Source organism: Vibrio sp. NH-7, from assembly GCF_053643215.1.
Genome location: NZ_CM132188.1, coordinates 999,622 through 1,014,003 on the forward strand (window position 1 = coordinate 999,622; position 14,382 = coordinate 1,014,003).

Here is a 14,382-nt window from a genome sequence, read left to right on the forward strand (position 1 = left end):
AGATAAACGGAGAGGCATCAATTACTCCCAAGGCTCTCCGTTTTTCATTCGATCTTCACTCTCCGCCAAGCCTTTCATCAAGACATAACTAATTTTGATATTGTTGCCGTTTTTGAAGAAAATTCGACAATGCAAATCGTCTAGTACCACCTTATCGAGTACCGAGCATAGAATTGCATTTACTTTGAACTTGCCAGCTTCACTATTGAGATCGAAATTAAGGTCTACTTCATCGCTAACCTTTTTATTTTGAAGTTCTTGTAACTGCAAATTGGCACTAGCAATTTTATCATTAACATGCTCAATCTCTCGACCCGCATCCTGACGACTTGCTTCATCAGGAAGATAACGAAGTGATGCTATGATATTGTTTCGTTCATCACTAAGTTGCTCGATTTCGTGCTTTTTCGAGTCAATATCACGTAAGTTAACACCCCCACCTTTCATACCAACTGAGATAATCTTCCTCATATACTTATTGAAAGCATCAAATATCGGTTCTGCTATCAAGTAAGTGTGGTCACAATCTTTGAAACTCGCTCGACCACGGCAACGCAGCCATTTGTTACTGAGTGTCATAACTCGACCACACTTCGGGCATTCCATAAGCCCTCTAAGTGGGTTTGCTATCTTACTGCGTTTACCCGAAGTCATTTTCTTAAAGGACATCTGAACTGCATTAAAATCTTCTTCTGAAATTATTGCAGGATAGTAGTCCTTAATGACTTGATTTGTTGGGTGTCTTTCAGTCCTACCATCGTCGGTATAGACAACTGTTGATTTCCTTAACCACCCCATTACTCGTTCATTTTTGAGATACTTACGAACTGTTCCAACGTTAAACCAGCGACCAGATGAAGTTTTAATTCCCTGTTTTCTTAACGAACGAACTATCGAATCTGCCCCCATGCCATCAAGTTTCATCTGAAATACTTTACGAACAACTTCAGCTTTTTCTTCAATCACTTCGTACTCAGATTTATCGGCATTCAATTTCAGCCAATAAGGGCACATTTTAGATTTAGTGACACCAAAATTACGGGCATGTGCTGAACGGATACGTTCAGCTTTTTGCTTTGACTCTTGGTGAGCCAGATCCATCATCACCGTTAGGTGTATATCGATCCCTAATTCGTATGTATCATTCCACTTGAATACTTTGTCACCAAATTTAGCTACAGCAATGTTGATCCTAAGATGTTTCAGCTTTTGCCAGAGTTCACGTTGCTCATCAACAGAACGTCTTGAAATTCGGTCTATTGCTTCAACCAGTAGCAAGGAGTTTTCTGGTATCTCCCCATACTCACATCGCTTAATGAACTCCCCTAGAGCACCTGAAGATAGATTATGACCTTTATATGCAGAACGACCATCATCAATAATCGATTCTTTGAAATGATACTCAGGACGCTTTGATAGCCAATCAAGAGCCATAGATTTCTGGCGTTCAAGACCTGTTTTCTCGACTTGAACCTCCAAGCTAACTCGACTGTATATGTAGCATGGTAATGTCATCCGAAACTCCTATATCAATATCTACTTCATATATTAATACATTCTCAGGACGCATTAAATGCAAAAATCTAGCTGATTACCGTTTTTAAAGGAGTTATAACACGTACTACCTTTTCAAACTGAGGCACCATTTGACCACGGCGAAATTCACCTAAATCACCGCCCTTTTTACCCGAAGGGCACGTCGAATATTTCTTCGCTAACGTTTGGAATTTCGCCCCTTTCTTGAGCTGTTTAATAATGTCTTCTGCCTGCTCTTTATGCTTAACCAAAATGTGCAGAGCAGCTGCGGTGTTTGCCATAGTGTAAACCTCGAAACCTAAATTTGACCGGATTGTAGCCGAAACACCCTCATTGTTCATCCCAGCAATTGATCTAATCGATATTGACTGACGATTATCTAGGCTATTAACGGTAGATTTGGACTATCCTAATTGAACAACACGCTAATTTCGTTACTATAAAAATAACCCTTAAGTTTATGTGCAGTTGGATACACCATGGCAAAAATCGCAAGCAAAGCTAATCAATCGCAAGGCATGTTGATGTTTACGTTAACAGCAAAGCAACAGCTGTTTGCTATCGGAACCCTAAAAGTTCGCGAAATCGTACCCTTCATGCCCACCACGCAGATTCCCTATTCGCATCATCACGTCGTGGGTACGGTGACGATACGAAATATGACCATACCCGTAATCAACATGCCGGCCGCGATTGGCTTTAGACCAATCCAGCCAGAAGAGTACGACTCTTGCTACTTGATCGTGACAGACTGCTTAAGAACGGTTGTCGCCTTTATGGTGCGTTCGATAGAGAAAATTATCGAGTGTGACTGGAAAGCGATCGAATCGGCGCCTCGTTCCGCGGGCAACAATGTGTTTGTAACGGGCATTACTCGCTTCCAAGACAAAATTGTTCAAATGCTTGATGTGGAATTGCTGCTATCCAAGATTTATCCGCAATACGAATCTACAAACATCCCAATGCTGACCGACATCGAACGGGAAAAGCTCAAGGCACTGAACATTCTCTTGGTTGACGATTCGTCCATTGCTCGTAAACAACTCTCTGATGCATTAGACAGCATCAACATCCCCTATCAGATTCGAAATAATGGGCTCGATGCCTTACAAGCGATGCGAGAGCAAGCCGATAACAATACGCCCATTGACTTACTAGTGAGTGACATCGAGATGCCCGGTCTAGACGGCTATGAGCTCGCTTTTGAAACTCAAAGTGACAGTCGATTGAGCAACGCCTACATCATTTTGCATACCTCCTTATCGAGTGAGATATGTGTAGACCGTGCGCAGCAAGTCGGTGCCCATGAAGCACTCGAAAAGTTCAACGCTGGTGACCTAATCAAAGCAATGTTGAGGGGAGCAAGTAAACTTGAAGAAGGCACGAATATTACAGAGCGAATAGAAGTGGATGTTTAGCTTAAATCAGACTCAAAACGATACTGAGTCACCGGTTACATGCCTAAACTTTAGGCTTAGTATGAATAATTGCTACTTAATTGTTCAATTAATCGCTTAAGCACATAATAATCATCAATAATTCGTATTTAATTGATATTAACTCAAGCATCTCGTTAGCAAATCCGCTAATCTTAAGTTAATTGGTAAGTACATTAAGATCCTAATAACGAATGACCGACGACGATTACAAAAGATCGACGGCAAATTTAAAAAAAGCCGTCCCTCTAATGATGAAAAATCACGTAGCGGCCACACCTGCAAACTATGCGCTATGGTACACCTACGTTGATAACGCGATCCCGCAGCTTAATAGGGAGCTCGACACTGTGCTGGAAAGCTATGGTGTCTGTCCACCAGCTTCGGGAGAGCAGTTGTATAAAAACTACGTTGCCTCACGCGCAGAAACCAACATCAGCGATCTTCGAGCAAATATCGAACTGTTGGTTGGCCAAGTTGCTTCATCAGTTACCGATACACTCGCCGACACTTCCACATTCTCAAGCATGATAGACAAGAGCTTCTCTAGTTTAGAGAAAGTAAAAGACGACAACATGTCGTTGGAAGAAGTGATGACGGTTGTGCGCCAGCTTGTCGACGAATCGAAAGAAATTCGCCACTCCACCAAGTTTTTAAACAACCAGTTGGAATCAGCGAGTGAAGAAATCCAGCGCCTAAAAACTGAGCTCGCTGAAGTTCAACAAGACGCGCTGTTTGACAGCCTGACCAGCTTGTACAACCGCCGTTCTTTCGACAACGATATTAAAACGCTCTGCCAAACAGGACAAAAAATCTGCCTAGTATTGGCAGATATTGATCACTTCAAGAGCTACAACGACAACTATGGTCACCTATTTGGTGATGCGGTCATCAAAGGAATTGCCAAACGACTCCATATCAACGCACGTGATGGCGTTCATGCTTATCGTTTTGGTGGAGAAGAGTTTGCCCTAATCGTACCAAACAAACAGTTACGAATTGCTCGCCAGTACGCTGATAGCTTGCGTCGTTCTATTGAAAAACTGTCGATTAAAGACAAACGTTCGGGAAGTTTGGTCGCAAACATTACAGCGTCATTTGGTGTGGCTGAGCTTGAGGAAAACGAAAGCGCAGACTCATTGATTGAACGAGCAGACAAACTGCTCTATGAGGCCAAACAACTCGGCAGAAATAGAGTCATGCCATTGTAATTGCTACCCAACTAAAAAGCCCTAGCACAAAATGCTAGGGCTTTGTTTTTTTTAAATCTATTGCAATCGCTTATTAGCCATCAGCAGTAATGGTTGCAATAAGCTCCTGCTGTACTTGCTCTGCTTTGTCATTATCAATTTGACAGGTTCCCGCAGCTTTGTGACCACCACCACCGTACTTGAGCATCAGTTCCCCAACGTTGGTTTTAGAACTACGGTCAAAAATGGATTTTCCGGTTGCAAATACGGTGTTCTGCTTTTGGAAACCCCACATCTTGTGAATAGAGATGTTGCATTGAGGGAACAACGCATAAATCATAAAACGGTTGCCCGCATAAATGGTTTCTTCGTTAGTTAAATCGAGCAGTACCAGATTGCCATGAACCGTTGCACAACGTTGAATCTGGTCTTTGAACAACACTTCATGCTCTCGGTATAAATCGATACGTTCTTTGACGTCATCAAGCTGAAGGATTTCATCGATTGTGTGGTTTTTGCAGTACTCAATCAAATCCATCATTAAGTTGTAGTTCGAAATGCGGAAGTTACGGAAACGCCCCAACCCAGTGCGTGCATCCATCAAGAAGTTCAGCAAGTTCCAACCGTCAGAATCCAATACTTCATCACGGGTGAACTGCGCTGAATCCCCCTTATCCACCGCTTCCATCATATCAAGCCATTGAGATGGGAACGTCGCTTCACCACCATAATGCTCCCAAACTACGCGTGCAGCTGATGGCGCATTCGGATCGATGATATGATTCTCACGATCGCCCTCATTGCGAATCGTCTCTGAAAGGTGGTGGTCAAATACAAGATGCGCATCCGCCACATAAGGAAGGTTGGTGACAATATCTCTAGAAGTAATCTCGACAACACCATCTTGCATGTCTTTCGGGTGGACAAACTTAATGTCATCAATAAGGTTTAGTTGTTTGAGTAACACGGCACAAACGAGGCCATCAAAATCACTGCGGGTTACAAGTCGATATTTTTGCTCCGACATCTTGCACGTCCTATGCTAATACACGTTTAGTTATACTGATTACCCTACCATAACCAGTACTAATCATTCATCAATAAAACAATCGGTAAGTATGATCGGTCTCTTATTATTTTAGTATTAGTCTTTGTTTTAACAAACTTAAGACAATGTTTTTTCACGCTTATCCTATACTCCAAATCGAGTTGTTGTTCCCATTGGAGAATTAGAATGAATAAAACACCACTCTTATGCGCAATCGCAGGTTCGTTATTGCTGGCTGGTTGTGCAAGTGAACCTGATGAATATGAAGTAAAAGAGTACACGTCGTTGGCGAATCCAGCAGCAGTGTATTGCGTTCAACAAGGCGGAGAGCTAGAAACCGTCAGTGAAAATGATCAACGCGTGACCTACTGTCTACTTCCAAACAAGGATCGCGTCGAACAGTGGGAGTATTATCGCAACAACCACACTAATGAGAGCGATTCATAGTCTCTATTGAGCGCTCTCAGGGTCGTACTTTCGATTCAAACCCATCAATATTTGATGAAACCGAGCAAGTTGAGTGCGTACAGTTTCCACTGGGCATTGCTCGGTCGTCGACTCCACAATTTTAGATAGTTCGTTGACCAGCGCTAGGTCATGCTTGCATTCGAGTGATTGTGTCAGCTTTTCGAGTGCACGTTTCGCAATGCAATAAGGCTCGGCTCTTACTTCTGCTAACGAACGTTCAAACGCGCCCTGCACTACCCCCTCTAAGTAGACTCTGTAAACCGTGAGTTCATCAATCGCCAGAAACCGCGTTCCGGCATCATTCTTATGAGGATATGGCACTAAGCCGTGCTTAAACAGATCTGGCGAAATATTTAAACATAACCCTGCCTTTAGACAGCGTTCACGCAACACCTTTAGTAGCCCCTGCTCATCCATCAATGTTTGGATTTGGAAAATTCGCTCTAGGTGATAATCATTGCTCACGAAAAAGACGTTTAAGCACTCGTCAATGTTGAATCTATTCGAATTAATCATCTTCAGTGCGGCGTTCTCAACGTTTTCTACCGTGTTCGTTGAATCAGGCTCGAGCACCACTAAAGCAGGCTTTGCATCTATCTTGAGTTGCTCAAATCGCGTGTACATTGCTTTGGCCTCTGCATCCGTTTGCCCGCTCGTTACTCCACCACAAAAAATCAATGCCGTTTGCGCCAAATCGAAGCGCTGTAAGTAATCGGCGAGATAATCGACTCGGCTTTGTCCTTCTAAAGTCAACTGATTACATACCAATCTTTTACCAAGGACAATGATCACACTATGAATGCTCTTGCTTTGCCGAGTTATCACTTATTAACCTCTATTTAAACTGTGTCTGTACAAAACTAAATTTTGTCGGTAACTTACCAAGTTAAAATTATGTTAACTATTATTAAAAAGCCTGATTAACAGGTTCAGTCAGCAATTCTCTATACAGGAATCAAGTTTATGCTGTCGATTTTCGATATCTTTAAAGTGGGTGTAGGCCCTTCAAGCTCACACACAAATGGGCCGATGCTCGCAGGTTACCACTTTACCAGACAACTCGCTCACTCGATCACGAAAACTCACCGTGTTCAGGTCGACTTATTTGGTTCATTGTCTCTCACAGGCAAAGGACACCACACCGACCGTGCGGTCATTCTGGGATTGCTTGGCAATAAACCTGACACCATCAAAATGACCAGCGCAAAAACGGCACTTTCGCAAGCCATTGAGGGCGGTAAGCTGTCGCTTGCGTCAGCCCATACCATCAGTTTTAGCTATGAAAGTGATATTTTGTTTCATAGTGATAACTTACCACTCCACGAAAATGGTATGTCGATCACTGCCTATGATGCACTTGGCGCGCAATTGTTCACCGAAACCTACTATTCCATTGGTGGAGGGTTTATCGCCACCGCCGATGAGATGCAAAATGGAAAGCAGCAAGACGACGTAGAGGTTCGCTACCCCTTCTCGAGCGCCGATGAAATGCTCAATCAGGCCGAGCAAAACGGTCTCAGCTTAGGAGGGATGATTTTGCGAAATGAGCAAAGTTTTTGGTCAGAAGAAGAGATTGACCGCAAAGCAGAGCAGATCTGGAAAGTGATGTCCTTGTGTATGCAGCGCGGATTCGAAACCGAAGGGATTCTAGAAGGCGGACTGAATGTGACCCGACGCGCGCCTAACCTACTTAAAAAACTCGAAGCCAATGCCGCGATTGAAAACGATCCGATGGAAATCATGGATTGGATCAATCTGTTCGCGTTTGCCGTCAGTGAGGAAAATGCCGCGGGCGGTCAAGTTGTCACCTCTCCGACCAATGGTGCGGCTGGGGTAATTCCGGCTGTGCTGATGTATTACCACCGCTTTATCAAAGAGCTCGATTTGAAGCAGATTAAGGACTTTATCGCCGTCGCAGGTGCTATAGGTATTTTGTATAAAACCAATGCGTCTATTTCAGGCGCAGAAGTAGGCTGTCAGGGTGAAGTTGGCGTCTCATCTTCGATGGCAGCAGCAGGGCTTACTGCACTGCGCGGAGGAAGTAACGAGCAAATTTGTATAGCGGCTGAGATCGCGATGGAGCATTCATTAGGCATGACCTGCGATCCAATCGGCGGGTTAGTCCAAGTCCCATGTATTGAACGTAACGCCATGGGCGCAATGAAAGCGATCAATGCCTCTCGTATGGCGCTCAAGCGCACCAGTAAGTGTCTTATCTCGCTCGACAAAGTCATCGCTACCATGTATCAAACCGGCAAAGACATGAACCGCAAATACAGGGAAACATCATTAGGAGGACTGGCCGTCATCCATATGGCTCCGCCTTGCGAATAATGATTAAAAAACCCAGCGACATCGCTGGGTTTTCCTTATCATTTCGACGTTAGATTTTATCCGATACCGCCCAAACTGCAGCTAAAGTATCATGACCAAACTTAATGCTTCGCTCTGGTGACCAGCCATACAGTGGGTCCGGATAATCGTTGTTATCTTTAAATGGCATCTCTACCGTGTAAGAGAGACACTTAAACTGCTCCCCCACCCAGTTTGAGCCCACCGTCAAGTTTGCTTTGCCCGGCTCATCTTTGTCGTAACCGTGCTCATCTTGAAACTCGGGTGTCACGGCGTGCAATGCGTGTTTAAATGCCGATTCTAAGCCCGCTAGACGCTCATCGTAAGATGGAATGCCTTCAGATCCCGCAACAAAGTTATAAGGGATCGCCTCATCACCATGAATATCTAGGAACATATCAACGCCTGTTTCGAGCATCTTCTCGCGCACTAAGAATACCTCAGGGCTGCGCTCCATTGACGGCGTTTGCCATTCACGATTCAAGTTCACGCCAATTGCATTGCAACGAAGATGGCCTCGAATCGCGCCATCTGGGTTCATGTTTGGAACCACGTAAAGAACGGCTTTTTCAAGCAATGCGCGCGCTGTCGTGTCATCTTCATCCAGTAAACGCTGTACTAGCCCTTCCATAAACCATTCAGCCATCGTCTCGCCTGGATGTTGACGAGCAATCAACCAAATCTTTTTCTTACCTTCTTCTGGTTCACCAAAGGTAAGCAAGCTCATGTCATTGCCATCAAGGGTTTGACCCAGCGTTTCCAACTGGCAATGGTGCGCACTTTGCGCCATATGCAGTAAATCTAAGTGACGGTCATAGCTGTATGGGGCAAAGTAAGCAAAATAAAGTGAGCCGCGCTCTGGGTAGATTGAGAACGTGAGGGTATCACCATCAAACTCAGCAGGAACTCTAAACCACTCTTCTCGATCATAAGATGCGACAACATCGTAACCTTGCCATCCTTCAGGGTAAGCCGAGCCTTTTAAGTCAAGCAATTTGATGGTGTGTTTTTGCTCAGCTTCCGTTTCTAAACGAAAATGGAACCACTGATAAAACTCAGACTGGTTGTCATTAGGAATTTTAAGTTGAATGTCTTCCTTATTCTCTAGGCTAACGATTTCGATGCTACCACTATCGAAGTTGCTGAAGATCTTCATAAAGTTACGTTCCTTTTACATTTGAGGTCAACACGGGCAGGCTACCACAAAGCTCATCAACAAAACATCGAATTCCCATGCTGTTAACCAGCCCAATTGAATAACAAATATCCAACGCAAACGATTTGGATCAATTTCATTATAAAAATTTATGCGAAATAGACAAAAAATCGTGCATCAATAGGGTTTTCTGCGATAATTGTTTCAATTTATAACATACCACGGAATTGTAACATTGCAGTTGTTAACTCTGTGTTATACCAATCAAAAGAGAATATTATGTGGAATAAATTGAACAAATCAATGATGTTCTGCCAAGCTATGTTTGGCTTATCATTCTACGGTGTCATGGTGATTCTAACTCGCTTTTTCCTAGAGGATTTAGGATACAGCGAGGCAGATACAATGATGGTAGTTGGTGCGTTTTCGTCGATAGGTCCACTGTTCGCCATCGCGGGCGGTTTTATAGCAGATAAATTCCTTGGCGCATACCGTTCGTTGACGATTGCTTATGGCACATTTGCGACCGGATACACCTTGCTTGTCCTTGGTGCGTCAGCAACTAATGTTCCGCTGGCCTTGGTAGGCATTGCATTGGCAAGCTACGCTCGAGGTTTGATGTCTCCTTCTTACCCAAGTCTTTACAAACGTACCTTTGCTTCAGAAGAAGACTTTGAAAACGGCTACCCCGTCAACTATTCCGTAAACAACGTTGGTGCGCTGCTGGGGCAATACCTGTTCCCAATGTTTGTCTTGGTGATCGGCTTCCACGGCAGTTTCACCCTATCTGCTGTAATGGCTGCATTTGCGTTTGCGGTACTCATCATCTTCAATAAGCAGCTAGTGAACGTTGCCGCCGACATCGACCAAAAACCGGTGAGCACCAAAAACTGGATTGCCTTTCTTGGCCTTTCAGCAGCAATGGTTGGCTTAGTATTCTTCATGTTCTCGAACATGGATGTTGGCCAAAACATTGTCTACGCTATCGGCGCAGCCGCGATTTTGTATTTCATCTCGCTGATGTTTAAGTCTGGCAAATCCGACGCGTTGAAAATGGGCACAATCCTAATCATGACGGTGCTGACGACCTGTTTCTTTGTTTACTATGGCCAAATGATGACCTCAATGACCATGGTAACGATAAACACTATGCGCGGTGATCTGTTCAATATTATTCCGATTGCTCCAGAAGCCTCGATGGCAATGAACCCATTGTGGTGTATTGTTGCGGGTCCGGTTATCTCAATGACCTTCTCAAGCCTTGAGAAAAAAGGCATCACTTTTTCTACCGCCACTAAGATCGGTTTTGCGTTCATCTTCACAGCTATCGCGTTTGGTATTTTAACGATGGCCGTCATGAACATTGGCGAAGATGTGATCATTCGCCCTGAAGTGTTCCTAGCCATTCACTTCTTCCAAGCGTTTGCAGAGGTGATTGTAGGTAGCTTAGTTGTTGCGTTTATTCTGTCTGTTGCGCCAAAACACATCGAAGGCTTCTCAGTGTCGCTGTTTTCGGTAGCAATGGCGTTGAGTGGTATTGTCGGTGCAGTTTTCTCTACGTCTATTGCGCTAGAGAAGGGGCAAGAGATCACCCAAGAAATCGTTCAAAACGTCTATGGCGATTACTTCCAACTACTTACTGTTTTAGCTGTTGTGATGGTCGCGATCGCTCTGATCTGTTCATTCGTGATTCGTAAGATGCTTATCGTCGCACGTGCAGAGCAACAACCAGAACTCGTTGAAGCAGAGCAGTAATCTGCGCTAAAACCAATAAGCCCCTGAATCAATCAGGGGCTTATCAACCTTCATCGACGACCACTCAGCGGGTAATCGTACTCTCTATACTGACCGCATCATGACGCCAATACTCAATTGATGTATCCACTATCCTTCCCTGCTCATCGTAGTTAGTACACTCAATCATCAGTGCTGGTGTCCCTACCGTCGCGTTTAGAGCATGGGCAATGTCACCTTGCAGGCCTGTGGTCGTAATGCGTTGCTGCGTCTTTCCATAAGAGAGACCGTAGGTTTCGCGATAAACCTGAGTCAACGACATTGAAAAATCCACTTCAAGCAGGTTTGGGACAATTGTAGGCTGAACGTAATGCACGACATAGCAAACAGGTCGCCCTTCTAGGTAGCGTACCCGTTCAATCTGATAGATATCAGAAAACGGCGCTAGTGCCATTAGTGCTGACGCGTACTTGTTCGCTAACGTCGATTTCGACACAAGAACTTGAGTTTTACCTTGACGGTTTTGCTGGTTCGTAAGTTCTCGAAAACTAATCGATACTGAAGGTTCGAGCTTTAACGTCGGCCGAGAGATAAACCAACCTCTACGATCCTCACGATAAATGCGCCCTTCTGATTCTAGTAATGACAAGGCTTCACGCAAAGTAACGCGCGTCGTATCAAACGCTTCCGCGAGTTTTCTCTCTGACGGTAGCTTCTCGCCTGCTGCGAGCATTCCGGTTTCGATTTGCTCAACAATCGCGTCTTTAATTTTTACGTATTGCACAGTCTGCCCTTTGGTTAACCATTACTTTGTTTGGCAAGCAATTATACACGCAAAATAGAGCAATGAGTGGCAGGAAGTTGCTTCACGTGCAAGTGGATTTAAGTGGCTCACCTAACCAAGAGACGGCCATCTTTGTGTAGGCGACATCACCTTTGTAGAAGCACTCCCCTTCAGGTTGTAAGCCAAACTTCGCGTAGATGCCAGTAGCACTGATGCGCGCGTCGCACCAAAAGTGCTCAACACCACTCGCTTTAAGATCGGAAATTATGCGAGTCAACATCGCTTTACCGATACCTTGCCCTTGAAACTCGGAGCGAGTTGCAAACTTTCGTAACCGACTCACCTTACCCGACGTAAAAATTGAAGCCACTGACACCAACTCGCCGTGTCGATAAGCACCATAGTGAAGACCTTTATCGTCATCGCTCACGCGGCAAAAATTAATACTTTTGGTCGGCCACAGCACAGCATGCCGAATTGGCAAGGTTTCTTCAGCAGAAATAAGACGTATATCCAACGCATCCTCCTTCCTTAATTCGCCCCTAGTTTTGCTACAGGTTAGGGAAGATGTAAAGGGAAAGAGCAACGCATCTACTATTGAGACGAGGGAAAAGTATTGAGACGAGGGAAAAAGCGGCCCTAACATAAGGCCGCTTTCAGATCAGAAAGACGCAATATAGACTTGGAGTTGGCTGATTATGCTTGCTAGAGCCATGCTCCCTTCATAGGTCAGCGTCCAACAATAAAAGCCGATGTTGAGCGTTATCGATGCCCAAAACAGAAAGCGAAACTCCACATTGGTGTATTTGTGGTGCAAGATCGACTGAGCAAGCAGAGCACCAGGCCAGCCACCAAACAGGTTAAGTAAATAGAAGACCATATCCGGTACTTGGCTGCCACCGGTGTGCTGCGCTTGTTTATCGACGGAATAGATTAGGTAGGTGACCGTTGAGAGGGCAATCGCACCAACAAGAACAACAGGTGGGAAGTTAAGTAAAAACACGCTCGCAACCATGGTCGAAACAAACCAAATCGCGACAGCCAACGGAAAACTGAAGACAAATTGCCGCTCAACATGAACCGCTTTTAAGGCTCCTTGCTCATCTTCGGCGAGACGAAACTGTACTCTGTCTCTTAGCCTAGGCGGGTGCCCGAATGCTTCAAAATCAAATAAGTCAAACCTTACTTGTGCCTCTTGATCATCAACTGAAATATAGCCGTATCCCTTGTGATGATTCCACTCACTGATCGTTCCTTGAATAGCCATTGTCATTTACCCTATCGCGCCACACGCATCACCATGCAGCACTGTTGCCTAACGTAACGTTTAATTGATTTATATGTATGCGCGTTAAATATAGACAAGTAAGAAACAATAGGCATAGTAGCCGTCACAGTTTCATAACGAGATAGTTATATAACAATCAATAGACAGATAGAGCCGTGTAAAAGACGGTTGAAGAGGACAAACTATTATCTCGCTTAATGAACAAAGGCGCCGTAGATAGCGCCTTGACGACCTATAAATAGTAGGGAGATTATCGAACAGGCATGATGTGCAAAGCCATTGCGCACCCGTTCATATCGCGCTCAGCGTCGAAGGCGACGCGTTCAGAAATGTAAGGTGGTTGAGCCCCTAAATCCATGTCACGAACATGAAAGAACAGCGTCTCATCTGACATATCTGCTCTAATGAGGCCAATCCCATGTTTTGAGTCCCAGTTTACAACTCTACCTACCATCGCCATCGTTAAATCCCTTTTTCGTTCTTACCCCTTGTACTGAGCAAAAGAAAAGAACGATCACTAGGCATCACGCAAGTAGAATACTTTTTAACTCGTGCAGCGATTCAACCTGATAGTTTGGTCCAATCCCCGGAATATTGGCTGCTCCAGAATGGTTTAACCAGCACGTCTCAATGCCAAAATTGATCCCGCCCAGAATGTCTGAGTGAGGGTTGTCACCCACCATGAGTATTTTTGATTTGCATGGTGAGCCTATTTTCTCATGCGCATACTGGAAGATACCCACATCAGGTTTAGCGACTCCGACCTCTTCAGAGATGATCACGTGATCGAAATAGTGCGTCATCCCCGTACGCTCAAGACGAATAGCCTGGAGTTCGGTAAATCCATTCGTGATGATGCCAAGCCTTGCTTTACCGTGTAGAGATTCAATCAATTCTTGCGCGCCCGGTAGCATGGTACAAATATCGGCCATTGCATCAAGAAATGCGCTGTTTAGCTCGCTGGTCGTCGTACCCAGTTTGTTTGCCCACTCGTTAAAGCGGGTATGTTTTAGCTCATCCGCGGTAATCTTTCCATCTTGGTAGTCAACCCATAGAGGCTTGTTAACCGTTTGATAGTGCGCAAAGTCTTGCTCTGTAAAATCAACCCCTTTGCGAGAAAACATCAATTGCATTCCCTTAAACGCATCAAAGTGGAATAAGGTTTCATCGGCATCGAACAGAATCCAATCGTACTTCATTTGTCTCTCCTAACGTTAAGCAACCAGTTTAATCCTTTTCAACCCAGTTGGAAACGAGGGGATGCAGTGATTAGGGTCTGTTGATCCTGTCACCTCCACCCACATATCCCAACAAGACGATGTGATGCATAGCCCAGAACGTAAGATTGACGTGATTAGTCAGCCAACAAGTGACGCAAAGCAATTTCATC

At 44.6% G+C, this 14,382-nt stretch carries 15 protein-coding genes; 5 read left to right on the forward strand and 10 right to left on the reverse strand.

The genetic code is table 11. The features are described from left to right. Positions 1-21 precede the first annotated feature (21 nt). Positions 22-1,515 carry a recombinase family protein gene (locus ACUALS_RS18735; RefSeq protein WP_454449373.1) on the reverse strand — a complete coding sequence of 498 codons (1,494 nt, stop codon included), beginning with the start codon at positions 1,513-1,515 and terminating at the stop codon, positions 22-24. Positions 1,516-1,583: 68 nt separating this feature from the next. Beyond that, positions 1,584-1,817 carry a peptidylprolyl isomerase gene (locus ACUALS_RS18740; RefSeq protein WP_454449374.1) on the reverse strand — a complete coding sequence of 78 codons (234 nt, stop codon included), beginning with the start codon at positions 1,815-1,817 and terminating at the stop codon, positions 1,584-1,586. 198 nt (positions 1,818-2,015) lie between these two features. On the opposite strand from ACUALS_RS18740, the gene ACUALS_RS18745 reads away from it, so the two are divergent. After that, entirely contained in the window at positions 2,016-2,954 is a 939-nt protein-coding gene (locus ACUALS_RS18745) for a chemotaxis protein (protein ID WP_005472307.1), read from the forward strand. 212 nt (positions 2,955-3,166) lie between these two features. After that, on the forward strand, positions 3,167-4,183 hold the full coding sequence (locus ACUALS_RS18750; protein ID WP_038137267.1) for a GGDEF domain-containing protein: 1,017 nt from the start codon (positions 3,167-3,169) through the stop codon (positions 4,181-4,183). A gap of 73 nt (positions 4,184-4,256) precedes the next feature. Here ACUALS_RS18750 and ACUALS_RS18755 read toward each other — a convergent pair whose 3' ends face one another. Continuing rightward, positions 4,257-5,189 carry a DHH family phosphoesterase gene (locus ACUALS_RS18755; protein WP_039480215.1) on the reverse strand — a complete coding sequence of 311 codons (933 nt, stop codon included), beginning with the start codon at positions 5,187-5,189 and terminating at the stop codon, positions 4,257-4,259. A gap of 207 nt (positions 5,190-5,396) precedes the next feature. Here ACUALS_RS18755 and ACUALS_RS18760 point away from each other — a divergent pair, with 207 nt between their 5' ends. After that, positions 5,397-5,657: a putative hemolysin gene (locus tag ACUALS_RS18760; protein ID WP_005472358.1), complete on the forward strand. Its 261-nt coding sequence runs from the start codon at positions 5,397-5,399 to the stop codon at positions 5,655-5,657. 3 nt (positions 5,658-5,660) lie between these two features. Here the strand turns inward: ACUALS_RS18760 and ACUALS_RS18765 are convergent, their stop codons facing one another. Next, entirely contained in the window at positions 5,661-6,503 is an 843-nt protein-coding gene (locus tag ACUALS_RS18765) for a YdcF family protein (RefSeq protein ID WP_454449375.1), read from the reverse strand. A 138-nt stretch (positions 6,504-6,641) separates the two neighbouring features. On the opposite strand from ACUALS_RS18765, the gene ACUALS_RS18770 reads away from it, so the two are divergent. After that, on the forward strand, positions 6,642-8,012 hold the full coding sequence (locus tag ACUALS_RS18770) for an L-serine ammonia-lyase (RefSeq protein ID WP_038137276.1): 1,371 nt from the start codon (positions 6,642-6,644) through the stop codon (positions 8,010-8,012). Positions 8,013-8,061: 49 nt separating this feature from the next. Here the strand turns inward: ACUALS_RS18770 and ACUALS_RS18775 are convergent, their stop codons facing one another. Then, on the reverse strand, positions 8,062-9,186 hold the full coding sequence (locus ACUALS_RS18775; RefSeq protein WP_039474416.1) for a M14 family metallopeptidase: 1,125 nt from the start codon (positions 9,184-9,186) through the stop codon (positions 8,062-8,064). 279 nt (positions 9,187-9,465) lie between these two features. Here ACUALS_RS18775 and ACUALS_RS18780 point away from each other — a divergent pair, with 279 nt between their 5' ends. Beyond that, positions 9,466-10,941, forward strand: a complete 1,476-nt coding sequence (locus ACUALS_RS18780; protein WP_454449376.1) for a peptide MFS transporter — start codon at positions 9,466-9,468, stop codon at positions 10,939-10,941. Positions 10,942-11,005: 64 nt separating this feature from the next. On the opposite strand, the gene phnR is transcribed toward ACUALS_RS18780, so the two are convergent. The 5 genes from phnR to yjjG all read right to left on the reverse strand — a co-directional run bounded on the left by phnR (position 11,006) and on the right by yjjG (position 14,191). Continuing rightward, on the reverse strand, positions 11,006-11,704 hold the full coding sequence (gene phnR, locus ACUALS_RS18785) for a phosphonate utilization transcriptional regulator PhnR (RefSeq protein WP_454449377.1): 699 nt from the start codon (positions 11,702-11,704) through the stop codon (positions 11,006-11,008). A gap of 82 nt (positions 11,705-11,786) precedes the next feature. Next, the gene (locus ACUALS_RS18790; RefSeq protein ID WP_454449378.1) at positions 11,787-12,221 is read right to left on the reverse strand and encodes a GNAT family N-acetyltransferase; all 435 of its coding nucleotides are present in this window, start codon (positions 12,219-12,221) and stop codon (positions 11,787-11,789) included. A gap of 144 nt (positions 12,222-12,365) precedes the next feature. Then, positions 12,366-12,971 (reverse strand): DUF1294 domain-containing protein, encoded by a 606-nt coding sequence (locus ACUALS_RS18795; protein WP_454449379.1) that lies wholly within the window; start codon positions 12,969-12,971, stop codon positions 12,366-12,368. A 271-nt stretch (positions 12,972-13,242) separates the two neighbouring features. After that, on the reverse strand, positions 13,243-13,452 hold the full coding sequence (locus tag ACUALS_RS18800) for a cold shock domain-containing protein (protein WP_454449380.1): 210 nt from the start codon (positions 13,450-13,452) through the stop codon (positions 13,243-13,245). Between the two features lie 64 nt (positions 13,453-13,516). Continuing rightward, positions 13,517-14,191 carry a pyrimidine 5'-nucleotidase gene (yjjG, locus tag ACUALS_RS18805; protein WP_038137294.1) on the reverse strand — a complete coding sequence of 225 codons (675 nt, stop codon included), beginning with the start codon at positions 14,189-14,191 and terminating at the stop codon, positions 13,517-13,519. Positions 14,192-14,382 lie beyond the last annotated feature (191 nt).

Excerpts from the sequence above, each read along its gene's own strand:
- ACUALS_RS18735 (WP_454449373.1), bottom strand. The coding sequence starts at position 1,515 with ATGACATTACCATGCTACATATACAGTCGAGTTAGCTTGGAGGTTCAA.
- ACUALS_RS18740 (WP_454449374.1), bottom strand. The coding sequence starts at position 1,817 with ATGGCAAACACCGCAGCTGCTCTGCACATTTTGGTTAAGCATAAAGAG.
- ACUALS_RS18745 (WP_005472307.1), top strand. The coding sequence starts at position 2,016 with ATGGCAAAAATCGCAAGCAAAGCTAATCAATCGCAAGGCATGTTGATG.
- ACUALS_RS18750 (WP_038137267.1), top strand. The coding sequence starts at position 3,167 with ATGACCGACGACGATTACAAAAGATCGACGGCAAATTTAAAAAAAGCC.
- ACUALS_RS18755 (WP_039480215.1), bottom strand. The coding sequence starts at position 5,189 with ATGTCGGAGCAAAAATATCGACTTGTAACCCGCAGTGATTTTGATGGC.
- ACUALS_RS18760 (WP_005472358.1), top strand. The coding sequence starts at position 5,397 with ATGAATAAAACACCACTCTTATGCGCAATCGCAGGTTCGTTATTGCTG.
- ACUALS_RS18770 (WP_038137276.1), top strand. The coding sequence starts at position 6,642 with ATGCTGTCGATTTTCGATATCTTTAAAGTGGGTGTAGGCCCTTCAAGC.
- ACUALS_RS18775 (WP_039474416.1), bottom strand. The coding sequence starts at position 9,186 with ATGAAGATCTTCAGCAACTTCGATAGTGGTAGCATCGAAATCGTTAGC.
- ACUALS_RS18780 (WP_454449376.1), top strand. The coding sequence starts at position 9,466 with ATGTGGAATAAATTGAACAAATCAATGATGTTCTGCCAAGCTATGTTT.
- ACUALS_RS18795 (WP_454449379.1), bottom strand. The coding sequence starts at position 12,971 with ATGGCTATTCAAGGAACGATCAGTGAGTGGAATCATCACAAGGGATAC.
- ACUALS_RS18800 (WP_454449380.1), bottom strand. The coding sequence starts at position 13,452 with ATGGCGATGGTAGGTAGAGTTGTAAACTGGGACTCAAAACATGGGATT.
- yjjG (WP_038137294.1), bottom strand. The coding sequence starts at position 14,191 with ATGAAGTACGATTGGATTCTGTTCGATGCCGATGAAACCTTATTCCAC.